General features: G+C 63.9%; 15 protein-coding genes. 10 read left to right on the top strand and 5 right to left on the bottom strand.

Annotated elements, in window-relative coordinates:
• Positions 1-70 precede the first annotated feature (70 nt).
• Positions 71-1,120: an adenosine deaminase gene (locus BL8807_RS01060; protein WP_226847396.1), complete on the top strand. Its 1,050-nt coding sequence runs from the start codon at positions 71-73 to the stop codon at positions 1,118-1,120.
• A gap of 501 nt (positions 1,121-1,621) precedes the next feature.
• Complete coding sequence (locus BL8807_RS01055; protein WP_072725839.1) at positions 1,622-2,467, top strand: SDR family oxidoreductase; 846 nt, start codon at positions 1,622-1,624, stop codon at positions 2,465-2,467.
• A gap of 194 nt (positions 2,468-2,661) precedes the next feature.
• Here BL8807_RS01055 and BL8807_RS01050 read toward each other — a convergent pair whose 3' ends face one another.
• Both BL8807_RS01050 and xseA read right to left on the bottom strand, forming a co-directional pair.
• Positions 2,662-2,949 carry an exodeoxyribonuclease VII small subunit gene (locus tag BL8807_RS01050; protein ID WP_072725840.1) on the bottom strand — a complete coding sequence of 96 codons (288 nt, stop codon included), beginning with the start codon at positions 2,947-2,949 and terminating at the stop codon, positions 2,662-2,664.
• 196 nt (positions 2,950-3,145) lie between these two features.
• Positions 3,146-4,432 (bottom strand): exodeoxyribonuclease VII large subunit, encoded by a 1,287-nt coding sequence (gene xseA / locus BL8807_RS01045; RefSeq protein ID WP_226847497.1) that lies wholly within the window; start codon positions 4,430-4,432, stop codon positions 3,146-3,148.
• A 465-nt stretch (positions 4,433-4,897) separates the two neighbouring features.
• On the opposite strand from xseA, the gene nrdD reads away from it, so the two are divergent.
• Together nrdD and nrdG are read left to right on the top strand one after the other, a co-directional pair.
• Positions 4,898-7,297, top strand: coding sequence for an anaerobic ribonucleoside-triphosphate reductase (nrdD, locus tag BL8807_RS01040; protein WP_072725843.1), 2,400 nt, complete (start codon positions 4,898-4,900; stop codon positions 7,295-7,297).
• Positions 7,294-7,995 carry an anaerobic ribonucleoside-triphosphate reductase activating protein gene (nrdG, locus tag BL8807_RS01035; RefSeq protein WP_370737549.1) on the top strand — a complete coding sequence of 234 codons (702 nt, stop codon included), beginning with the start codon at positions 7,294-7,296 and terminating at the stop codon, positions 7,993-7,995. Before nrdD ends, nrdG begins: the two co-directional genes overlap by 4 nt.
• Before the next feature lie 118 nt (positions 7,996-8,113).
• Here nrdG and BL8807_RS01030 read toward each other — a convergent pair whose 3' ends face one another.
• Positions 8,114-8,977: a D-hexose-6-phosphate mutarotase gene (locus BL8807_RS01030; protein WP_072725847.1), complete on the bottom strand. Its 864-nt coding sequence runs from the start codon at positions 8,975-8,977 to the stop codon at positions 8,114-8,116.
• Between the two features lie 221 nt (positions 8,978-9,198).
• On the opposite strand from BL8807_RS01030, the gene BL8807_RS01025 reads away from it, so the two are divergent.
• Positions 9,199-14,229, top strand: a complete 5,031-nt coding sequence (locus BL8807_RS01025) for an acyl-CoA dehydratase activase-related protein (RefSeq protein WP_072725848.1) — start codon at positions 9,199-9,201, stop codon at positions 14,227-14,229.
• Positions 14,230-14,313: 84 nt separating this feature from the next.
• On the top strand, positions 14,314-15,591 hold the full coding sequence (locus tag BL8807_RS01020; RefSeq protein WP_072725850.1) for a glutamate-cysteine ligase family protein: 1,278 nt from the start codon (positions 14,314-14,316) through the stop codon (positions 15,589-15,591).
• 197 nt (positions 15,592-15,788) lie between these two features.
• On the opposite strand, the gene BL8807_RS01015 is transcribed toward BL8807_RS01020, so the two are convergent.
• Positions 15,789-16,466 carry a TetR/AcrR family transcriptional regulator gene (locus tag BL8807_RS01015; RefSeq protein ID WP_094725233.1) on the bottom strand — a complete coding sequence of 226 codons (678 nt, stop codon included), beginning with the start codon at positions 16,464-16,466 and terminating at the stop codon, positions 15,789-15,791.
• 252 nt (positions 16,467-16,718) lie between these two features.
• Between BL8807_RS01015 and BL8807_RS01010 the strand changes: the two genes are divergently transcribed.
• The 4 genes from BL8807_RS01010 (at position 16,719) to BL8807_RS00995 (ending at position 22,686) form a co-directional block, all read left to right on the top strand.
• Positions 16,719-17,978: an MFS transporter gene (locus tag BL8807_RS01010; RefSeq protein WP_072725852.1), complete on the top strand. Its 1,260-nt coding sequence runs from the start codon at positions 16,719-16,721 to the stop codon at positions 17,976-17,978.
• A gap of 27 nt (positions 17,979-18,005) precedes the next feature.
• The gene (locus tag BL8807_RS01005) at positions 18,006-19,556 is read left to right on the top strand and encodes an alpha-N-arabinofuranosidase (protein WP_072725854.1); all 1,551 of its coding nucleotides are present in this window, start codon (positions 18,006-18,008) and stop codon (positions 19,554-19,556) included.
• Between the two features lie 256 nt (positions 19,557-19,812).
• On the top strand, positions 19,813-20,448 hold the full coding sequence (locus BL8807_RS01000) for a TetR/AcrR family transcriptional regulator (RefSeq protein WP_072725856.1): 636 nt from the start codon (positions 19,813-19,815) through the stop codon (positions 20,446-20,448).
• 120 nt (positions 20,449-20,568) lie between these two features.
• Positions 20,569-22,686, top strand: a complete 2,118-nt coding sequence (locus BL8807_RS00995) for a beta-galactosidase (protein WP_072725858.1) — start codon at positions 20,569-20,571, stop codon at positions 22,684-22,686.
• Here the strand turns inward: BL8807_RS00995 and BL8807_RS00990 are convergent.
• Entirely contained in the window at positions 22,683-23,306 is a 624-nt protein-coding gene (locus tag BL8807_RS00990) for a TetR/AcrR family transcriptional regulator (protein WP_072725860.1), read from the bottom strand. The two genes, BL8807_RS00995 and BL8807_RS00990, sit on opposite strands and share 4 nt — an antisense overlap.
• Positions 23,307-23,334 lie beyond the last annotated feature (28 nt).

Below are 23,334 nucleotides of genomic sequence, written 5' to 3'. Positions count from 1 at the left end.
TGCGATACGGCTGGTCCGCAATGGAGGCGGCGCCGCCGATTCCCACGGCGTCGCAAGGGAAGGAACTCCTATGATGAACGCGGCGGCATCCGATTCGACCACCATCCAAGCATTGCGCGACATGCCGAAGGCGGAGCTGCATCTGCATATCGAAGGATCGTTGGAGCCTGAGCTGGCGTTGCGGCTGGCCGCGCGCAACCATATCGAACTGCCGTACCGAGATCTCGACGACCTCAAGCGCCAGTACGCCTTCGAGAATCTGCCGTCCTTCCTGGACCTGTACTACCGGCTGATGACCGTGCTGCGCTCGCGTGAGGACTTCCGCGATCTGATGCTCGCGTATCTCGAGCGCGCGCATGCGGATGGCGTGCGTCGCGCGGAGATTTTCTTCGATCCGCAAGTGCATATGGACAACGGCTGCGGCATCGACACCGTCATGGACGGATTGCTGGAGGGGCTGGCCATCGGACGCGAGCGTTACGGCATCCGCGGCGACCTGATCGTGTGCATGCTGCGCGACCGTCCGGTGGAATCCGCCATGGCCACGTTGGATGCGGTGGAGCATCGCGCCGGCGACCTGATCGGCATCGGACTGGACTCCGCCGAAGTGGGATATCCGCCCGAGCCGTTCGCCGAAGTGTATGCGCGGGCCGCGGCGATGGGCCTGCATCGCGTCGCCCACGCCGGTGAGGAGGGCTCTGCCGCGTATGTGACGGGCGCGTTGGACGCGCTGCACGTGGAACGCGTCGACCACGGCATCCACAGCGCCGACGATCCCGCCGTGACGCGGAGGCTGGCCGACGGGGGCGTCGCGCTCACCTGCTGCCCGCTGTCCAATCTGCGGCTCAACGTGGTGGGGGATGTGCGCGACCTGCCGTTGCGAGAACTGGCCCGGGCCGGCGTGCGCATCACCGTGAACTCCGACGATCCGGCCTACTTCGGCGGATACATCGCCGACAACTACATCGCATTGGCCGAAGCCGGCTATACGATGCCCGAACTCGCCGAATTCGCGCGCCAGTCGCTGCTCGCCACCTTCGACACCCCGGAGAACCAGTCCGCCGACCTCGCCGCATGGGAGGCGTGGCGTCGGCGGTACGGCTCGCTGCTGCTCCAGTAAGGCGCTGGCCTTCGGTTTCGCCCGACCGGCCTGTTCCGCTCCGCTCGGGCGGTTGCACGCCATGGATGGTGGGGGTGTTGCTTGGGACGGTGCGGTGTTGCGTGGGATGGTGGGTGGTACTGCCTATGGGCGGTTGCGTGCCGTCTATGGGCGGTTGTCTTGTCCTTCGGGCGGTTGATGGGTTGGCCGTTTCCATCGGCTGATTGTGTTCGTCAAGACAGGAATGGCTGAATTCCAACGTTTCTTATTGTGAGAACAAACGAATGTCGGAGAGTGGACAAAATCCTTGACCGCCCGAAGGCGGGGATTGCCGCCCGTAGGGCAAGACGGCCGCCCGAAGGTGGCGTGCAGCCGCCCGTAGGGCAAGGCAACCGCCCGTAGATGATTCACCGCCCGGCGTGGCGTTGCTGATTGCCGGCGAATTCGCGCGCCGGGATGATAGCGTTGCGGTACGGCCAAGCGCCGGACGGAACAACGACGTGACGTGAGAAAGGCAACGACATGCGTGACTATGATGCGATCTATCCCCTCGATAAATGGCGCGATCCCGACTATAAGGTGATGGACAAGTTTTCGTTGAACGGCAAGAAAGGCTTCGTCACCGGCGGTGCCGGCGGCATCGGACGCAACGCCGCCGCCGCGTGGGCGGAGGCCGGCGCTGACGTGGCCATCGTCGACATCGAACCGAAAAAGGGCGAGTTGGAGGCGCTGGCGGCCGAACTATCCGAACGCTATGGCGTGCGCGTCGTGCCGATGCTGTGCGACGTGTCCGACCGCGAGCAGGTCGCCGCGCTGAAAACCCAATTGGTGGACGAGCTTGGCACGGTCGACGTCGCGTTTCTGAACGCCGGCGTCAACGTGCCCGGCGACGACGCCGACGAGCCGTATGAGGTGTGGCGTACAACCATCGACATCAATCTGACCGGTGCCTATATGACCGCGCAGATCGCCCAGAACATCATGCGCGAGCATGGGCATGGCGGCTCGCTGATCTTCACCTCGTCCCTATCCGGGCACAACGCGAACTACATCGCCGGAGGCCCCTCGCCGGTCGCCGCGTACGGCGCGACCAAGGCCGGCATCTACGAGTACGCGCGTTATCTGGGCGCCGCGCTGGCTCCGTACGGCATCCGCTCCAACGTGATCTCTCCCGGATACGTATGGTCGGGCATCCACGCCGGCCGCATCGACGACGCGGTGCACGACGCGATGATCGATGTGGTGCCGATGAAGCGTTTCGGCTGCAACGACGAATTGGCGGGCGCGCTGCTGTTCCTCGCCAGCGACGCGTCCTCGTATATCACCGGCGCCAATCTGCAGATCGACGGCGGTTACGCCATCTATTAAACTCCGCGCCACGGCAGGACTCGGCGAATCACTGGGCTGAGCCGTGAAGCGCGGGCCCCTGTGGGGCGCGTGTAGGCGAGGTGGGCGGCGTGCCGCGAATGGGACTCAGGACAGATTGTCCTGGGCCGAGCCGTGGAGCGCGGGCCCCTGTGGGGCGCGTGTAGGCGAGGTGAGCGGCGTGCCGCGAATGGGACTCAGGACAGATTGTCCTGAGTCCCCGCCGTGTCCGCGCCGGAGGATTGCGCGGCTTGGGCGGCGTCCAGCTTGGCGCGCACGTCGTTGAGCAGACTCTGCGCGCGCTTGGCCAGCGCCTCGCCGATCTCCCATTGACGCATCGACTGGTCGAGGTTGAGTCCTCCTGCCTCCAGCGCCTGCACGGCTTGGATGAGCTTGTCGCGCGCCTCCTCGTACGGCATCTGCGCGATGGCCTCGCGTTCCTTATCGCTGAGGGAGGATGCGGGGGCGGTGTTTTTCTCGGTCATGTGGTTCTGCTTTCTGTGAGATCCCTCGACTTCGCTCGGGATGACGGGTGGTGTCGTTCGGGATGACGGGTGGTGTCACTTGGGTGGTAGGTGGTGTTGCTCGGGATGGTGGATGGCGCCGTCCGGGACGGGTGCGTCCGGGATTCGGAGGCTGACGGGGTGGTCGGGATTCGGGAATGTTGGGGCGACGGGCGGCTCAGTCGACGGTGGATGACGTGGCTTGGGCGGTGAGGACGCCGCGCTTCAGGGTCAGTGTGAGTTCGTCGCCGGGAGAGACGCGAGCCGCGTCGTCGAGCACATGCCCGTCGGCGGTCTGCACGACGGCATAGCCGCGGTTCAGTGTGGATTGGGGACTGAGCGCGGTGAGCGAGGCGTGCGCCTTCTCGACGGTGAGCGCCGCGTCGTCGGCGATGCGACGCAGGCCGATGTCCAATCGTTGCAGCGCCTCGTCCACGAACCGTTGGTGGGGTTCCAGCATGGTCAGCGGCTGGGTTAGGCTCGGCCGGTTCGCATAGCCTTCGACCAGACGGATCTCGTTCTCCACGCGGGCGCGCACGCGCAGCCGCATCTGGCCGATGGCGTTCTCGATCAGCTGTTGTTGCTCGCGCACGTCCGGCACCACACGTTTGGCCGCGTCGGTCGGTGTGGAGGCGCGCATGTCGGCCACCAGATCCAGCAGCGTCCAATCGTCCTCATGTCCGATGGCGGAGACCAGAGGAGTGGCGCAGGCATAGGCCGCGCGCACCACACGCTCGTCGGAGAATCCGATGAGATCCTCGAACGCGCCGCCGCCGCGGGCCACGATGATCACGTCCACCTGTGGGTCGGCGTCCAATTGTTCGATGGCTTTGACCACATCCGCGGGGCACTGTTCTCCCTGCACGTGCACGTGCACGACCGAGAACTCCACGGCCGGCCAACGCAGATTCACATTGGTGATCACATCGCCTTCGGCACGGGCCTGCGGCGCGCATATCAGGCCGATGCGGCCGGGGAATTGGGGCAGGGAAAGTTTGTGGTCCTCGTCGAACAGGCCTTCTCCCTTGAGCCGCTTGCGCAGTTCGTCGATCATGGCCTTCAGGCTGCCGCCAGCGCCGACGCGCAGGATCGTGTCGCCGCGCAACGACAGCGAGGTGCGTTTCGTCCACAGGTTCGGTTTGCCGTGGATCACCACGCGGTCGCCCTGCACGAATTGCGAGGCGGCCGCGGCGAACTGGCCGAAGCCGTTGACCTCCATCGCGATGTCCTCGAAGTCGTCGCGCAGGGTGATGTAGGCGGAGCCGGCGCGGCGTGTGTTGATCTGTGTGATCTGCCCGCAGACCCAGGCCGAGGGCCAGCGGTCCACGGCCATGTGGAACTTCTGGCTCAGGACGCTTACCGGCCATGGATTGGCCGCCGTGGTATCGCCGGCGCGCGCGGGCAGCTGGTCCAGCGGCCGCGGCTCGGCGGGGATGTCCACGGCGGCGGGCGCGCCCGGATTCATGGTTTCCATAAACGATGTCATAGCCCTCAACATTCCTCTATATAAAGGACATGCGTGTCTATGGCGGTGTTGCCGCATATGGGTCGGGATTCCTCGGCTTCGCTCGGGATGACGAGAGGGGACGCCCGCTCTGGGAAGACACGCCCGCTTTGGGAGGACGCAGCTGCCTTGCCGTCATCCTGAGCGGAGCAAAGTGGAGTCGAAGGATCCGCGCCCGCGGCGGTTCCGCGAAAGGGGCGCGCACGACACGCTGAGGCGAAATCGTTACCTTAATCACACACATGTAGTTTTGGCGGAAATACGCCAAAAACCACTATAAATAGTAGACACGCCGCATTGCGGTACTAGATATAGGGGTGCCCTTGTCGTACAGTTCATAAAGCTGATTGAATCACACGTGTGTAATTAAGGCAGCACGTACGGCCGCCACAGGGGCGGTTCGAGGTACTAGGAAAGGGACGACCGATGGACGCACAGGTTCTGGAGAGCACCGCGAAAACCAAGCAAGGGGCGAGGGTCTCCGTGGTGTTGGTGGAGAAGCGTGACGGTCGCGTCGTCGACTTCGACCCGCTGAACATCATCTCCGCGGTGAAGTCCGCGTTCGAGGATTTGGACAAGCGGATCGGCCCCGAGGAGGAGAAGCTCATCCGCGGCATCTCCGACCAGATCGAAGGCGAGATCAAGGAACGCTACGCCGGTCCCGCCAAAATCGAGGACATCCAGAACCTCGTCGAGCACGCGTTGATCGAGCGCCACCTGTACGACGTGGCCCGCAACTACACGAACTACCGTCTCGACCGCGACATCGAGCGAGCCAAGGCCACCGATGTGAACGAGGCCGTCTCCCGCTTCATCAACCATGATCCGACGCTGATCCACGAGAACGCGAACAAGGACTCCAACGTCTACGCCACCCAGCGCGACCTGCTGGCCGGCGCCGTGTCCAAGGCCGCGGCGTTCAACATGCTGCCCCCGGCCGTGTCGAACGCGCATATGAAGGGCGACATCCACTTCCACGACGCCGACTACTCCCCGTTCACCGCGCAGTCCAACTGCTCGCTGCCGAACTTCTGGGACATGCTGGCCAACGGCTTCACCCTCGGCAACGCGCCCATGGCCTCCCCGAAGTCCATCGCCATCGCCGCCACGCAGATCACCCAGATCATGAAGGATGTGGCCTCCAGCCAGTACGGCGGCCAGACCGCCAACCGCGCCGACGAGCATCTGGCCCGCTACGCCCGCAAGGATTACGAGAAGTTCCTTGAGGAGGCCCGCGAGACCATTCCCGACGGCATGCCTGTGGAGTTCGCCCGCCGCCAGGTGGAGAACGCCAAGCGCAACGAGCCCTCCAAGCTGCATTTCGGCTCCCGCGAGCCGTTGCCGATGGACACGCCGTTCCATACGGATGTCGACGAACTGGAGCAGGAGCGTGAGATCCTCGCCAAGATCCGCACCCGCAAGGCCATCTACGACGCCATGCAGACCATGGAGTACCAGATCAACTCCAACCGCGTGAGCAACGGACAGACCCCGTTCGTCACCATCGGCTTCGGTCTGGGCACCGACTGGTTCGCCCGCGAGATCCAGCGCGCCATGCTGCTCAACCGCATCCGCGGCCTCGGCAAGGAGCACCACACCGCGATCTTCCCGAAGCTTGTGTTCACCGTCAAGCACGGCGTGAACGCCGATCCGGGCGACCCGAACTACGACCTGAAGCAGCTCGCCCTCGAATCCGCCACCAAGCGCATGTATCCGGACGTGGTGTTCTATGAGAACATCGTCAAGATCACCGGCAGCTTCAAGGCGCCGATGGGCTGCCGTTCCTTCCTGCAGGGCTGGATCAATCCCGAAACCGGCCAGGACGAGGAGGACGGCCGTATGAACCTCGGCGTGGTCACCGTCAACGTGCCGCGCATCGCCTTGGAATCCCACGGCGACAAGGAACGCTTCTGGAAGCTGTTCAACGAGCGTATGGAGATCGCGCACCAGGCCCTGCAGTTCCGCATCATGCGCTGCAAGCAGGCCACGCCGGTCAACGCGCCCACCCTGTTCCGCTACGGCGCCTTCGGCCGTCTCGGCGCGAACGACAACATCGACCAGCTCTTCCGAGGCGAGCGCGCCACCGTGTCGCTGGGCTACATCGGCCTGGCCGAGGCGACCGCCGTCTTCTACGGCGAGCATTGGATCCGCGACCATGGCTGGGATCCGGAAGGCAAGGAGTTCGCGCTGTCCATCGTCAAGCGCATGAACGAGCTGTGCAAGCAGTGGAGCCATGCGGAGGACTACCATTATTCCGTGTACTCCACGCCCGCCGAGTCCCTGACCGACCGATTCAACCGCATGGACCGCGAGAAGTTCGGCGAGGTGGCCGGCGTGACCGACCACGACTTCTACACCAACTCCTTCCACTATCCCGTGTGGCTGCAGCCCACCCCGATGGAGAAGCTCAACTACGAGAAGGACTTCCCGTACTACGCTTCCGGCGGCTTCATCAACTACTGCGAGTACCCGTGCCTGCAGGACAATCCGAAGGCGCTCGAGGCCGTGTGGGACTACGCCTACAACATCGGCATCGGCTATCTGGGCACCAACACCCCGATCGACCACTGCTTCGAATGCGGCTTCCAAGGCGACTTCGAACCGACCGAGGAGGGCTTCAAGTGCCCCGAGTGCGGCAATTCCAACCCGGATAAGTGCAACGTCACCAAGCGCACCTGCGGCTATCTGGGCTCGCCGGTGCAGCGCCCGATGGTGCACGGCCGCCATGAGGAGATCGCCCATCGCGTCAAGCATATGAGCGGCTCCACCGGCAGGGTGGTGCTGGACGACGGCAACACCCGCGAATGGTTCGAGGAAACCAAGTGACCACGCGCCGCGACTTCGCGGCCGGCGAGACAGGGCGCGGCCCCTCCATTCCCAGCGGCGGATTCGCCAACGATCCGCGCGCCGGGCAGTGGGATGGCCGCCGCATGTCCAAGCGTATGATCGCCGACTACAAAACCTTCATCGTCACCGACGGCGTAGGCGTGCGCAATTCGCTCTACGTCTCCGGATGCCCGTTCCACTGCGTGGAATGCTTCAACGCCTCCATCTGGGATTTCCAGGCGGGGCACGAGTACACGCAGGCGCTTGAGGACAGGATCATCACCGATCTGGCCCAACCCTGGGTGCAGGGCATCACCTTCCTCGGCGGCGAACCCATGCTCGCCACACCGGTGCTGGTGCCGCTCGCGCGGCGGATCCGCCGTGAATTCGGCCACACCAAGGACATCTGGAGCTGGACCGGCTACACATGGGAGGAGCTGATGCGCGAGGGGGAGACCCCCGACAAGCGCGAGCTGCTCGAACTCATCGACATCCTCGTGGACGGCCGCTACCTGAAGCCCCAGCATGATTCGCTGCTGCAGTTCCGCGGCTCCGCGAACCAGCGCATCCTCGACGTGCCGAAATCGTTGGCTGCGGGGGAGCCGGTGATCTGGGCCAAACTGCACGACCAGGAGCGGTTCATCCCCGAAATCTACGGCAAGGATCGCGCCGCCGGCGAAGGGCAGCAGGCCAGCTGAGCGAACACGCGAATCCGACCGTCGAAGAACCGACGTCCATGTTCCGATATGGCGAAGGCCGCCGAACCAGTGGATTCGGCGGCCTTCGCCATAAGCAACGGGCGCGTGTTGGATTGCGTCAGGCGAGCGACACCGTCTGCGTCAGCGTATGCGTGGCGCCCGGCTCCAACGCGATGCCGCGGTCCAACCGCGCGACCGCCTCGACGCAGACGAATCCGCGCCATTCGCCTTGGTTCATGTCGCCGATCGCATCGCCCGCGGCCTCGCCGGGATTCCATACCACGGTCTGCGGGGCGCCCGATTTCCCAACCACGATGGTGCGGCCCAACACGGCATCCTCGATACGCACCGCGCCGTCCACCTCATACGTGCGGTCCACCATGCCGTCGAAGGTGATCGCCTCGCCGCTCGCTTCGACATAGGGCACGCCATCCTGGGCGTTGTCGAGATATCCGGCGGACTCCAGCCCGCGCACCACGGTCCGCTCCACATCGCCCACCTGGAAGTACGTGTGCAGCGCGGCCTCGTAGACCAGCGGCTGGGAGCCCGTGTTGGTGACGGTCAGCGCCATGGTCAGACGTTCGCCCACCGTCACATCGTAGACGGCCCGGAACCGCGGATCGGGGCAGCCGATCGTCCGCAGCAGTTCGGGCTCGCAATCAGCGGAATCCAAGATATAGCGCGCATGGCCGGCACGGTCGGAGTTGGCCTCGTCGAACTTCCAGAAGCTCGCGCGGGCGAATCCATGCTTCGGCTTCTTGTTCACGGGGCGGCCGCCGTCGTAGCCGGTGTTGAACCACGGGAAGATGATCGGCACACCGCCGCGGATGGCGGAACCCGATGCGAGATAGACCGCCTCGGGCTGCCAGACCACCGGTTCATGCCCCGCGGGGGCGTAGGACAGCACATGCGCGCCGTAGTCGCTGATGGTCGCGGTGGCGTCGTCGTTGACGAGTTTGCGGATGATGAAGGTTTCACTCATGCGCCCCAGTATACCCGTCCGCGCAGGCGGCCCATATGCCGACATAATCAAGGAAAATGTCGGTTTGTATGCATTCTACGAGCGAAAACGGCACGAACCACGACCTGTCTGACGAGGCGACCGACTACATTACCTATATGAGTAGCTGGGCGTAGCCATGCCCGACCGGCCGCCAAGGACCATTGCATGGCATCCCAGAAACAGAGCAGATGAGGACAAGTATGGTTGACGTCACCGCGACGACTCGCAAGGTCAAGCCGCTGCGTGTGGGATTGGATATTGGTTCCACCACGGTCAAGGCCGTGGTGTTGGACCAGTCCGACGCGCTCGGCGACACCCTGTTCTCCGACTACCGCCGCCATCACGCCAACGTGCGCGCCACCGTGGCGGGACTGTTGGTCGACATCCGTGAGACACTGGCCGAACTCGGCCGAGGAGACGAACCCATCCGTCTGGCCATCACAGGCTCCGGCGGACTCGCGCTCGCCGACAATCTGCATGTGCCGTTCGTCCAGGAGGTGATCGCCGAAACCGAGGCGATCGATGCGGAGTATCCGCAGGCCGATGTGATCATCGAACTCGGCGGCGAGGACGCCAAAATCACCTATCTGAAGCCCACGCCGGAACAGCGCATGAACGGATCGTGCGCGGGCGGCACCGGCGCGTTCATCGACCAGATGTCCACTTTGCTCGACACCGACGCCGCCGGTCTCAACGATATGGCGAAGGAATACCAGAACCTGTATCCGATCGCCTCGCGATGCGGCGTGTTCGCCAAAACCGATCTGCAGCCGCTGATCAACGACGGCGCGGCCAAGCCCGATCTGGCGGCCTCGATCTTCACCGCCGTGGCCACGCAGACCATCGCCGGCCTCGCCTCCGGCCGCCCGATCCACGGCACCGTGATCTTCCTCGGCGGCCCGCTGTTCTTCATGAGCGAGCTGCGCGCCGCCTTCCAGCGCGCGCTCGAAGGCAAGGTCGACGAGTTCATCGTGCCCACCGACGCCCACCTGTACGTGGCGTACGGCGCGGCGCTGCTCGCCGAATCCGACACCGACGACGAAGGCAACCATTTCGAAGCCCGGCCTTGCAGCGATATCCTGGCCCGACTGGATGAGTTGGAGAACCTGCCGAGCAACACGCCCACCATGCCGCCGCTGTTCCCCACCGAGGCGGACCGTGAGGCGTTCAACGCCCGCCACCATCGCGAGCATGTGCACGTCGGCACGCTTGAGGGCGCGCGCGGACCGCACTTCCTCGGCATCGACGCGGGTTCGACCACCATCAAGGCCACGCTCGTCAACGACGACCGTGAGATCGTCTGGTCGTCGTACGCGAACAACGAAGGCAGCCCGCTGACCGCCGCCATCAACATCGTCAAGCAGATCCAGTCCGAACTGCCGGCCGAGGCGTGGATCGCGCGCTCCTGCGCCACCGGCTACGGCGAGGGCCTCATCACCACGGGCCTGCATCTCGACGAGGGCGTGGTCGAGACCATGGCGCACTACCGGGGCGCCGAAATGACCAGCCCGGGCGTCACCGCCGTCATCGACATCGGCGGTCAGGACATGAAGTATCTGGCCATCTCCGACGGCGTGATCGACTCGATCGCCGTCAACGAGGCCTGCTCCTCCGGCTGCGGGTCGTTCCTGCAGACCTTCGCCATGTCGATGGGGCTGACCATTCAGGAATTCACGCAGAAGGCCCTCAACTCCACGCATCCGGTGGATCTGGGCTCGCGTTGCACCGTGTTCATGAACTCCTCCGTCAAGCAGGCGCAGAAGGAGGGCGCGAGCATCGAGGACATCGCCGCGGGCCTGTGCTATTCGGTGGTGCGCAACGCCCTGTACAAGGTGATCAAACTGCGCGACTCGGGCGAGCTCGGCGACACCGTCGTCGTGCAGGGCGGCACCTTCCTCAACGACGCCGTGCTGCGCGCCTTCGAACTGCTCACCGAACGTGAGGTGACCCGGCCGAACATCGCCGGCCTGATGGGCGCGTTCGGCGCCGCCCTCACCGCCCGCATGCACTACACGGACGAGGCGGACGCGATGGACGGCCAGTCGACGGCCGCGATGCAGCCCCAGACGGGCGCGTCCGGCGAGGAGTCCTCCACGCAGGCCTCCGACGGCTTCCGCGCCACCGGCGAGGTCTTACATACGGTGGTCGTCGACGGCGTCGCCCACACCTGCTCGTCGATTCTGACCGGCGAGGCGCTCGACAATCTGTCGATGACCTCCGAACGCGACATCTGCAAGCTGTGCCAGAACCACTGCAAGCTCACCATCACCACCTTCGCCGACGGGTCGCGCTACGTGACCGGCAACCGCTGCGAACGCGGCGGCGACGCCAAGAAACAGCGCTCCGACCGTCCGAACCTGTACGACTACAAGTACAAGCGTTGCTTCGCCTACCGCAGACTCACCGACAAGAACGCCACCCGTGGCGAGATCGGCATCCCGCGCGGCCTGAACATGTATGAGAACTACCCGTTCTGGTTCACGCTGCTCACCACGCTGGGCTTCAAGGTGATGATCTCCGGCCGCAGCTCGCACGAGCTGTTCGAAACCGGCATCGAATCGATCGCCTCCGAGAACATCTGCTACCCGGCCAAGCTGGTGCACGGCCATATCAAATGGCTGCTGGGCAAAGGCGTCACCACGATCTTCTACCCGTGTGTGAGCTATGAGGACAATCTCGTCGAGAACGCCGACAACCACTACAACTGCCCGGTGGTGGCCAACTATCCGCTGGTCATCGGCGCGAACATGCCCGAATTGCGCGACGAGAACGTGCGCTACATGCACCCCTACTTCAACCTCGCCAACCACGAGCTGATGGTCGACCGCATCGTCGACGAGTTCGCGTGGGCGAACGTCACGCGCGAGGAGGCCGAGACCGCCGTCAAGGCCGCCTACGCGGAAGACAAGGTCTTCAAGCACGACGTGCAGCAGGAAGGCCTGAAGGCGTTGGCCTACATGAAGGAGCACGACTGCCGCGGCATCGTGCTCGCCGGCCGCCCCTACCACATCGACCCCGAAATCAACCACGGCATCCCCGAGACGATCTGCTCGCTGGGCATGGTGGTGCTGTCCGAGGATTCGGTGTGCGAGCTGCAGCCGGGGGAGAAGCTCAACCTCACCGAATTCCTCGGCCAGGACGAGACCGATCCGCGCGCCAAAAACGCGAACGGCTTCCGTCACGTCGGCGACCGCAAGGTCACCAAAATGCCGCTGCGCGTCACCAACCAGTGGGCCTACCACGCGCGCCTGTACACGGCCGCCAATTTCGTCGCCTCCTATCCTGGACTGGAGCTCGTGCAGCTCAACTCCTTCGGATGCGGCCTCGACGCCGTCACCACCGACCAGGTGAGCGAGATCCTCGCCGACAAGGCCGATGTGTACACGCTGCTGAAAATCGACGAGGTCTCCAACCTCGGTGCGGCGAAGATCCGTCTGCGCTCGCTGAAGGCCGCCATCGAGGAGCGCGAACGCAACAGGTCCGCCATCGACGTCACCGAAGCCTCCTCGCCCGCCGTCCAGAGCCTTTCCTCTGCCAGCTCGAGCTCTCCCTCCGCCGACTCGAGCCTTCCCTCCGTCGACCCGAGCTCTTCTTCCTCCGTCATCCCGAGCGAAGTCGAGGGATCCCCCGACGAATCCGCCGCCCAAGCCCAAGCCGATCTCGACGCCGCCAAAGCCGAGCTCGCCAAGGCGCAGGCCGCGGTCGACGCCGCCGAGGCCAGACTCGCCTCCCGTACGGCTCCGAAGTCCACGGGATTCCGCAAAACCGGATCCGAAGCGCCGACTCCGGGCCGTCAGGTGCTGCTCGACGCCACGATGAAAGCCAATCCGAAGCTTACCCAGGCGGTCAAGGACGCCTCGAAACGCGCGTCGGAGAGCGCCGCCCAGAAGTCCGGCTCCGGCCACAACAACGCGACGATGAGCCGCTACGCGAACCGCGTGCCCTTCGGCAAGTCCATGAAGAAGGACTACACGATCGTGGCCCCGCAGATGAGCCCGATCCACTTCTCGCTGGTGGAATCCGTGATCCGTTCTGGCGGATACAAGTTCGACATCCTCGAACACGCCAGCCATGAGGATGTCGAAACCGGCCTCAAATACGTGAACAACGACGCCTGCTATCCGGCCATCATGGTCATCGGCCAGCTGGTGGACGCGATCATCGAAGGCAAATACGATCCGGACACCACGGCTCTGGCCATCACGCAGACCGGCGGCATGTGCCGTGCGACCAACTATTTCGGTCTGATCCGCAAGGCGTTGGTCGACGCGGGCTACCCGCAGATCCCGGTGATCGCCATCTCCACGCAGGGCATCGAGGACAATCCCGGCTTCACCGCCACGCCCACGCTGCTGCATCGCGCGATCAAGGCGCTGATCATCGGCGACCTGCTGATGAAATGCCTGTACCGCGTGCGTCCCTACGAGGTCGAACCCGGCTCCGCGGACGCGTTGTACCGCCAGTGGGACACCATTGTGCGCGAAACGCTCGAACACCACGGCCATTCCAAAACAGCGCGCAAGACGCTGGGCGTGGGCATGGGCTATCTGCCGTATCCCAAGCTCGTCAAGGAGATCGTCAAGTCCTTCGACGCGCTGCCGTTGAAGGATATTCCGCGCAAGGTGCGAGTCGGCGTGGTGGGCGAGATCCTCGTCAAGTACCAGCCGGACGCGAACAACCATGTGGTCGACGTCATCGAATCGCAGGATTGCGAGGCGGTGGTGCCCGGCATCATGGAGTTCATGACCACGCGTCCCTACATCTCCGATTGGAACGAGCGCAATCTCGGCACCGGCGGCAACAAGACGGCCTACGCGCTGATGCGCTGGGGCTTGGACCGGTATATGAATCCGGTGCGCGCCGCGATCGCCACGTCGAACGGCAAGTTCCAGCAGGACGAGCCGATGCCCGAACTGGTCAAGAAGGCGGCCGAGGTCACCTCGATCGGCGTGCAGGCCGGCGAAGGCTGGCTGCTGACCGCCGAGATCCTGGAGCTCATCGAGCAGGGATGCCCGAACGTGGTGTGCGCGCAGCCGTTCGCCTGCCTGCCCAACCATGTGACCGGCCGCGGCATGTTCGGCAAGATCCGCCGACTGCACCCCGAGGCCAACATCGTGAGCATCGACTACGATCCGGGCGCCAGCGAGGCCAACCAGCTCAACCGCATCAAGCTGATGATCGCCGCCGCCAAAAAGACCGCCGCCAACCAGGCGGGCGAGGCATCCAAGTGAGGATAATCCGCTATCGATTATTCGTATAGCGGATTGGCGCGCTTTCGGCCAGCCCGTATGCGCGCTCGAATACGATGGTGAAGCATGGTTACTCCACGGATCAGTTACGCGCACCTGCTGGCCACGCCTAATCCGAAGCATGTCGACAGTCTGCTGTCGTTCTTCGAGAACGGCCGGGCCCAGCGCGGCACCGGCGGCTTCGGCGTCGAAATCGAGCATCTGCCCGTGCATAACGCCGACGACACCGCCGTGAGCTACTACGAGCCGAACGGCGTCGAAACGCTGCTGCTGCGGCTTCGTCCGTATTACGACGAATCCAAGGAATACTGGGAGAACGGCCATCTGGTCGGGCTCGCCCGCGACGGCGTGTCCGTGTCCCTTGAACCCGGCGGACAAGTGGAGACCTCCATCGGCATCCTGCATACGCCCGAGGACCTCAACGCCCTGTATTCCCGGTTCCGCCAGGAGGCCGACCCCATCGTGGCCGAGCTGGGTTGGCGGTTCGTCGCCTACGGGTACCAGCCGAAATCCAGCTTCGCCGATATACCGGTGAATCCCAAGGACCGCTATGACGCGATGACCTCATATCTGGGTCGCGTGGGCCAGTTCGGCCCCTGCATGATGCGCTGCTCCGCCTCCACGCAGGTGAGCATCGACTTCGTGGACGAGCACGACGCCATCGCCAAAATGCGCATCGGCACCGCCATCGGCCCGATCCTCGCCTGGTATTTCCGCAACTCGCCGTATTTCGAGGGGCGGATTAACCCCTATCCGCTGTTGCGCCAGCGCATGTGGGATTATCTCGACTTCCAGCGCACGAACGTGATCCCCGGACTGTTCGACCAGCGTTTCGGCTGGGAGGATTACGCCATCGACGTGCTGTCCACGCCGCTGATGTTCGCCGACCTCACGCACACTCCGGAGGCGCTCGAATCCGGCGCCACGGCCAAGGAGCTGCACCGCGCCGCATTTTACGAGAACGCGGGCGACGTCTACCCGGACCGCGAGCTCAACTCGTACGAGATCAACCACATCATCTCCACCCATTTCAACGATGTGCGGCTCAAGAACTTCATCGAACTGCGCCACTGGGATTCGTTGCCCGTCGAACGCGCCGAGCGGCTCACCGAAATCGTCGCCTCGCTGTTCTACGTGCCCGCCAACCGCATCCGTCTCGAAAGCTACTTCGATGGGCTTCGCGAGGAGGATGTGCTCGAGGCCAAGGCCAACATCCAGGCGCGTGGCCGCGACGCCAGCCCATACGGACAGCCGCTCGATTTCTGGCAGGAGTTCCTGGGGATCGAAGGCATCCTCGTGGACGTCCCCGGCGACCCCGCCCATCCCGACGTGTTCCAGGCATGAATTACGAGGCAAAAGGGCGGCTTCCGTAATCTCGATCGTTGAGTTGCCATCAGTGGCGCGAATGACGGAAATCGCCGTTCTCTCGTGTAATTTCAGCCACTGGGTTTTCCCTAGCGGCGCCTTTTACGGAAATCCGCCGATGTTCGCGTAATAAGCGTCGCCGTCGGATATTGGTATTCCGATGAGGGGCCTATCGGTTACCGGTAGCCGTCCCATGTGGGGGAGGGGAAGAGCACCCGCTCGGCCCTGTCCCACAGCTCGACCATCGTCTCGTTGGGATTGGTCAATGATTGGATCTGCACGCCGTCCATAGCGAAGAACACGGTGACGATAAGGTCGTGCAGTCGCTCGGGATCGCGGTATTCCTCAGGGAGATTCCAGTCGCCGTCCATCATGCTCCGCAGCACGCCGGTATGACGTTCGACGTAGAAGTCGTGCGCGGGGTGGTGCGGGTCGGCGGCCTCGATCGCCAGTCGCATGAACAGCGACACCAGTTCGGGCCGCTGCGCGTTGGTGCGCACCACTTCGCGGATGGCGGATGGATAATTCCGTGGATGACGGTCGCCCGTCCCGGATTCGCCGTGTCCATCGGATTGGGTCTGACCGCTCTCCTCAGGGTTTTTGAGGAAGTCCATGCCGGAGTCGTAATAGGTTTCGATGATCTGCGCCAGCAGCTCCTCGCGGCTTTTGACGTAATGCCCCAGTCCAGGGAGCGTGAGTCCCACCGCATCGGCCAGCGACTGCATGGAGAAGCCGTAGGATCCGTACCGGCTGATCAGTCGGACGGACGCCTCGATGATCTGCGTGCGCCGTTCCTCGGCGGTCATCCGCACCCGCTTGCCGATGGGGCGGAAATCGTCATGCCGTTCGCTCATCAGATGAACCTCCTGTGTCCCCTTCAGCTTCCGAGGGTAGCAGAAGGGGCGCGGGAATCGGGTCCGTGCGCCGTGGGCACAGCGACACGCCGTATCACTATCTTATATATCTAAGATATAAAATAAATGTCGTGACAAGCAATGGTCGCCTGTCATGGGAGCGATCGAGCTCCCGACGAATCGCCGCGTGAGGACGGTATGGTCGCCGTCGCGGGTGGTTCGCAAGAGATAGAAAGAAACAAGGAGATTACCATGTCTCAGGTCGTTCAGCCCGCTTCGGGCACGGGCACGCTGTCGAAGACGAACAGGGTGCGGTTCTGCATCGCGTTCTTCGTCTTCTCGTTCTGCTGGATGCTGGCTCTTCAGGTTGTGGCGGCGGTGCTGCTGCCGCAGCGTCTGGCCGACATCGCCCCCGATTCCAAAGACGCGATCTTCGGTGTGCTCAACTCCGCCACCGCCCTCGCCTCGCTGATCTCGAACCTCGTGGTCGGCAACCTCTCCGACCGCACCCGCTCCGTCTTCGGCCGCCGCACCCCGTGGATCGCCTCCGGCGGCATCCTCGCCGGCATCACCCTGTTCGGCGTGGGCGTGCTGCCCAACGGCTTCCTCATCGGCGTGAGCTACTGTCTGGCCATGGTGGGGCTCAACATGATGATCGCGCCGATCATCGCCTCGCTTTCCGACCGCGTGCCTGAAAGCATGCGCGGCACCATGAGCGCGTTCATCTCCGCCGGCACCCTGTTCGGCTCCGCTCTCGGCCAGATCGTGGGCGCGCGGTTCATCACCATGCAGCTGCCCGGCTTCATCGTCTCCGGCGTGGTGATGGCGCTTTCCGGCGTGCTCGCCGTCCTCTTCTGGCCCAAGGAGGACTCCAGCAAGGACATGCCCAAGACGGAGGGCAGCCTCAAGGACCTGCTGGTCAGCTTCCGCCCGCCGACCAAGGGCGCGCGCGACTTCTGGCTCGCCTTCGCCGGGCGTTCCCTGCTGCTGTTCAGCTACTACATGATCCTCAACTACCAGCTGTATATCCTGCAGGACTACATCGGCCAAAGCGTCGAGGACTCCGCCGTCACCATCTCCACCATGAGCCTGGTGCTGATGGTCGTCTCTCTGATCTCCGCCCTCTCCGCGGGCCCCATCTCCGACAAGATCGGCCGCCGCAAGATTCCGGTCGTCATCGCCAGCATCCTGCTCGCCATCGGCTACGCCCTGCCCTGGCTGATGCAGAGCCCGCTCGGCATGATCCTCTTCAGCGCCATCGGCGGCTTCGGCTACGGCATGTACGGCTCCGTGGACCAGGCCCTCAACGTCGACGTGCTGCCCAACGAGGAGGAGGCCGGTAAGGACCTCGGCATCCTCAACATCGCCACCACCCTCGGCCAGATGGTCGGTCCGATCGTCACCTCCGCCATCGTGGTCGCCACCGGCTCCTACCAGCTGGTGTTCCCGACCGCCATCGTGCTGGTCGCGCTCGCCTGCGTCTTCATCATGATGATCAAGAAGGTCAAGTAGTATCCCATCCCAGGAAAGGACACGTCCATGACCACATTCATCGATCCGAGCCGCGAGATCGGGCGCATCGACCCCAAGCTGCACGGGCAGTTCATCGAATTCCTCGGCGAATGCATCGACGAGGGCCTGTGGGTGGGGGAGGACTCGCCCATCGAGAACGAACACGGCTACCGCAAGGCCACGCTCGACGCGCTGCGCGCCCTCGAACCCCCGCTGCTGCGCTGGCCCGGCGGTTGCTACGCCGACACCTACCACTGGCGTGACGGCGTGGGGCCGCGGACCGAACGCAAAACCACGTTCAACGAGAACTTCGCCACCTACGAGCTCGACGACCACAGCTTCGGCACCGACGAATTCCTGCGTCTGTGTGAGATGCTTGGCGCCGAGCCGTGGATCAACATCAACATGCTGTCCGGCACCGTGGCGGAGATGAAGGAATGGATGGAGTACTGCAACCGCGAACAGCCCACCGATGTGGCGCTCGAGCGCGCGCGCAACGGCCATGAGGCGCCCTACGGCGTCAAATACTGGGGCATCGGCAACGAGGTGTGGGCCGGCGGCGGCACCATGACCCCATCCACCTATATGGACGAATACCGCCGCTTCGCCTCCGCGATGCCGAAGTTCACCACCGACGTGTTCGCGCCCTCGCCGATGTACGCCATCGCCTGCGGTCCCGACGGCAACAAACCGCGCGAACGCGAGGCGTGGACGCAGGACTTCTTCCGCGCGCTCGCTGAATACCGCCAGCCTCCCAGCAACGGCTACGATCTGCACTTCTACAACTGGAACGTGGACAACGACGCCGACACCCCGACCGAATTCGACGAGGACGGCTGGAACACCGTGATCGACGGCTGTCTGGAACTGGAGGACATCCTGCGCGACCAGTGGCGGCTGATGCAGGACGGGCTCGCCCTGATCCACGAGCCCGAAGTCGCCATGGACACCAAACTCGAGCATGTCGACCTGATCATCGGCGAATGGGGCAACTGGCACAAGACCGCGTTCTTCGCCCGTCCGGCATTAAGACAGCAGGTGACCATGCGCGACGCGGTCACCACCGCGCTCACGCTCGACCTACTGCAGCGCAACTGCGACAAGGTGTCGATGGCCTGCAACGCGCAGACCATCAACGTGCTCAATTCGCTGGTGCTCACCGAAGGCGAGGCCACCATCCTCACGCCGAACTACGACGTGTTCATGATGTACAAGGCGCACCGCGACGCCGTCGCACTCGACGTGCCGCGTCAGGACGCCGCCGACGAATCGGTCTACACCTTCGCCTCCAAGTCGCAGGACGGCAAGGAGCTGCTCGTCGACCTCACCAATGCGCATATGAACGACGCCGCCGAGATCACCGTGGTGATTCCGGCCGTCGCGCGCGTCGAAGAGGCTACCGTGCTGGCCGCCGCGGATCCGCACGATTGCAACACCGCGGAGCAGACCGATCTGATCCGCGCCCGCACGGTGCCGGTTGCCGACATGGTGAAGGCGACCGCCGCCGGTTCCGGCACCGAACTGGTCGTCTCCCTCGCCCCCGCTTCGGTGAACACGCTGCGCATCGCGCTGGACTGAACCGAACCGAATCGCACGGCGAATGGGCGACTTCCGTAATTTCGTTCACTGAGTTTCCATCAGCGACGTGGATTACGGAAGTCGTCCATTCGCCGCGTAATTTCGTTCACTGAGCTTCCGCCAGTGAACGGATTTACGGATGTCCCTGAAACTTCGCGTAATATGCGCCCGAAGTGTCACCAGACGGCATATGTTGTGATGGCTATCAGTGCGGATAAACGGGGGATAGCGGCGGCTGCCGATAAACTGGTGAACTATGGCGAATGTGGAGAAAACGAAGCGGGTGCGTAAGAGCCCGCAGGAGCGACGGGAAGAGATCGTTGAGGCCGCGACCAGGTTGGTGGGCGAGCGTGGGTTCAATGGCATCTCGCTCAAAGATGTGGCCGACGAGGTGGGGATGAGCCAGCCCGGGCTGCTGCATTACATCGGCACCAAAGAGGGGTTGCTCTCGATGTTGGTCACGGACAGTTACGACACCACCGGCACTCCTGATGACTTTCTGAAATCCGGATTGCCCGGCAGTGATCCGGACGCTCCGTCGTTCCCGTCGTATCTGCGTTTTCTGGTGCGGCACAACGCCAGCCGGCGCATGATGGTGCAGATGTATATGATTCTGCAGACGGAGTCGCTGAATCCCGACCATCCGCTGCATGAGTACTTCGGCAACCGCCCCGAGTCTGTATGGGACTACTACAGCCGGTTCCCGTGGAGGATCCCCGAGCAGCTGGGCTCGTGGGACGAGGGGATGAGGCCGGTGGTCCGCCAGTGCATCGAGGCGATGGACGGCATCCAGCTGCGGTGGCTGCGCAAGCCGCCGATCGACATGTACGACGAATGGCTGGTGTTCGAGCGGATGATCTTCCCCTCGCCGATGTGGGACAGGTATCGCTGATGTACCGTATATCCGTTAGATAGGAAAACGGCGCTGTCATCTCGATTTGACAGCGCCGTTTCTTTTGCATATCATGTTTTATATCTAATGACCGTTAGATATAAAACAAAGGAGTTTATGATGAGCGCAGCATCGGTCGACCATATCCTCTTCGGCGCCGCTTACTACGACGAATACATCCCCAAGGATCTCGACCGGGTCGATACCGACATGCGGATGATGGTGGACGCCGGCATCAATGTGATCCGCATCGCCGAATCCACTTGGAGCACCTGCGAGCCGCAGCCCGGAGTCTTCGACTTCTCCCATGTCGACCGCGCGCTCGACGCCGCCCACCGCCACGGCATCGACGTGATCGTGGGCACACCGACCTACGCCGTGCCGACCTGGCTGGTCAGGATGCATCCGGACGTGCTGGCCGTCACCCCGAATGGTGAAGGCAAGTATGGCGCGCGCCAGATCATGGACATCGTCAACCCCGCCTATCGTTTCTACGGCGAGCGCGTGATCCGCGAACTCATCAGCCATGTCGCCGACCATCCGGCCGTCATCGGCTATCAGGTGGACAACGAGACCAAGTACTACGATTCCGTCTCCGCCGACATGCAGGCGCTGTTCGTCAAGTATCTGCGCGGCAAGTTCAACGACGACCTCGACGCGCTCAACGCGCATTTCGGCCTCGACTACTGGTCGAACCGCATCAACGCGTGGGAGGATTTCCCCGACGTGACCGCTTCGATCAACCAGTCGCTGCGTGGCGAATTCGACGTGTTCCGCCGCGCCCAGGTGGCCGAATATCTCGCCTGGCAGGCCGACATCGTGCGCGAATACGCGAAGCCGGGCCAGTTCGTCACCCAGAACTTCGACTTCGAATGGCGCGGCTACTCCTACGGCGTGCAGCCCGCGGTCGACCACTTCAAAGCCTCCCAAGCCGTCGACATCACCGGCGTGGACATCTACCACCCCACCGAGGACGAGCTGACCGGCAAGGAGATCGCCTTCGGCGGCGACATGACCCGCTCCACCAAGGATGGTGCCAACTATCTCGTGCTCGAAACCGAAGCCCAGGGGCAGCACGGCTGGCTGCCGTTCCCCGGCCAGCTGCGCCTGCAGGCCTACAGCCACCTCGCCTCCGGCGCCGACTCGGTGATGTACTGGCATTGGCACTCCATCCACAACTCCTTCGAAACCTACTGGAAGGGCCTGCTCAGCCACGATCTGGAACCGAACCCCACCTATCGTGAGGCCGGCGTGTTCGGCAAGGAGATCGCGCAGGTGGGGGAGCGCCTCGTGCATTTGCGCAAGCGCAATCAGGTCGCCATCATGGTGAGCAACGAGGCGCTGAGCGCCCTCGAATGGTTCCGCCTTGAAACCGGCTTCCCCGACGGCGTGGGCATGAACTACAACGATGTGGTGCGCCGCGTGTATGACGCGCTGTTCGCGCTCAACATCGAATGCGACTTCGTGCCCGTCGACGCGCCGGCCGAACGCCTCGCCAAGTACGCGATGGTCGTGACCCCGGCCCTGTACTGCGCTCCGCAGGCCACCACCGACACCCTGCGCGACTACGTGGCGAACGGCGGCCACCTCGTCTCCACGCTGCGCTCCTTCGTCACCGACGAAGAGGTGACCGTGTGGCACGACCGCGCCCCGCACAACCTCACCGACGTGTTCGGCATGACCTACAACCAGTTCACCCGCCCGAAGGGCAACGTGCCCGTCGACTTCGCCGGCGCGCTCAGCGGCGCTGCCCAGGCAGACGCGGAAGCGCTGATCGAACTGCTCAACACGGACGCAGACACCCTCATGCTCGCCTCCTACGGCCACTATGCATGGAAGGATTATGCGGCCGTCACACGCCACGCCTTCGGCAAGGGCAGCGCCGAATGGATCGGCACCGTGCTCGACGCCGACGCCATGAAGGCCGTGCTGGCCGAAGCCGTGGCGAACGCCGGCATCGAATCGGATGGCGCCGCGCTCGCGGGCTCTGTTGTGGTGCGCCAGGGCGAGAACGCCAAGGGCGAAACCGTCACCTACCTGCTCAACTACTCCGCCGAACCGGTTACGGTCGCCAGCCCCGTCGCGGGCGAGGTGGTTGTCGCTCCGGTCGTCGTCGGCACGGAGGGCACGGTGGATGAGGCGGCCTCGGCGGATCTGCCCGCCAAGGCCGGAGCCAAGGTCGCGGTCGGCGACGAGCTGACCATCGGCCGCTGGAACCTGATGGTGATCGCCGGCTAGGGAATCAGCAGGTCGATCAGAGCCTTCCACTCGCCGACGAAATCGACCTCGCGCGCACCGTTGAGCCAGCGCAGCTGCAAGCCTTCCATGGCGGACAGCGCCTGCACGGCGGTGCGCTCGGGGTCGGCCACGCCATCGCGCTTGGCGGCGAAGGCGTACTCCTTGAGCAGATTGATCTCACGCGCCTCGAAATACTCATGTGCCGGATGGTCCTGGCTTAAGGCCTCGCTTTCCAGCAGGGTGTAGAGGCGCACCAGCTCAGGCCGCGCTGCGTTGGTCTCCACGGTGGCGTTGAGGATGGCCTTCAGTCCGTGGTCGCAGTGGTAGGCGATGCCGTCGGCGAGCACGTCGCCGGTCACGCCCTCGACTCCGAGATGTTCGGCGATGGCGATCTGGTTGATGCGGTCGGCGTGCTTCAGCGCCTCCACCAGCAGCTCCTCCTTGCCGGAGAAGTAGTACAGCAGACCGGCTTCGGTGATGCCCTCGGCGTCGGCCACGTCGCGGATGGTGAAGCCCCAGAACCCGAACTGGGAGATGCAGGAGATGGTGGTGTCCAGGATATGCCTGCGCCGGTCCTCTGCGCTCATGCGTTTGGTGGGGGAGGGTGTGCGTCGTCTCATCGGCGCTCCTTTCTGGAGTGCGCGCGTC

This window comes from Bifidobacterium lemurum (genome assembly GCF_014898175.1).
GTDB classification, from domain to species: domain Bacteria; phylum Actinomycetota; class Actinomycetes; order Actinomycetales; family Bifidobacteriaceae; genus Bifidobacterium; species Bifidobacterium lemurum.
This window is presented reverse-complemented; position numbering and strand designations above follow the sequence as displayed.

Excerpts from the sequence above, each read along its gene's own strand:
- BL8807_RS01060 (WP_226847396.1), top strand. The coding sequence starts at position 71 with ATGATGAACGCGGCGGCATCCGATTCGACCACCATCCAAGCATTGCGC.
- BL8807_RS01055 (WP_072725839.1), top strand. The coding sequence starts at position 1,622 with ATGCGTGACTATGATGCGATCTATCCCCTCGATAAATGGCGCGATCCC.
- BL8807_RS01050 (WP_072725840.1), bottom strand. The coding sequence starts at position 2,949 with ATGACCGAGAAAAACACCGCCCCCGCATCCTCCCTCAGCGATAAGGAA.
- xseA (WP_226847497.1), bottom strand. The coding sequence starts at position 4,432 with ATGAATCCGGGCGCGCCCGCCGCCGTGGACATCCCCGCCGAGCCGCGG.
- nrdD (WP_072725843.1), top strand. The coding sequence starts at position 4,898 with ATGGACGCACAGGTTCTGGAGAGCACCGCGAAAACCAAGCAAGGGGCG.
- BL8807_RS01030 (WP_072725847.1), bottom strand. The coding sequence starts at position 8,977 with ATGAGTGAAACCTTCATCATCCGCAAACTCGTCAACGACGACGCCACC.
- BL8807_RS01025 (WP_072725848.1), top strand. The coding sequence starts at position 9,199 with ATGGTTGACGTCACCGCGACGACTCGCAAGGTCAAGCCGCTGCGTGTG.
- BL8807_RS01020 (WP_072725850.1), top strand. The coding sequence starts at position 14,314 with ATGGTTACTCCACGGATCAGTTACGCGCACCTGCTGGCCACGCCTAAT.
- BL8807_RS01015 (WP_094725233.1), bottom strand. The coding sequence starts at position 16,466 with ATGAGCGAACGGCATGACGATTTCCGCCCCATCGGCAAGCGGGTGCGG.
- BL8807_RS01010 (WP_072725852.1), top strand. The coding sequence starts at position 16,719 with ATGTCTCAGGTCGTTCAGCCCGCTTCGGGCACGGGCACGCTGTCGAAG.
- BL8807_RS01005 (WP_072725854.1), top strand. The coding sequence starts at position 18,006 with ATGACCACATTCATCGATCCGAGCCGCGAGATCGGGCGCATCGACCCC.
- BL8807_RS01000 (WP_072725856.1), top strand. The coding sequence starts at position 19,813 with ATGGCGAATGTGGAGAAAACGAAGCGGGTGCGTAAGAGCCCGCAGGAG.
- BL8807_RS00995 (WP_072725858.1), top strand. The coding sequence starts at position 20,569 with ATGAGCGCAGCATCGGTCGACCATATCCTCTTCGGCGCCGCTTACTAC.
- BL8807_RS00990 (WP_072725860.1), bottom strand. The coding sequence starts at position 23,306 with ATGAGACGACGCACACCCTCCCCCACCAAACGCATGAGCGCAGAGGAC.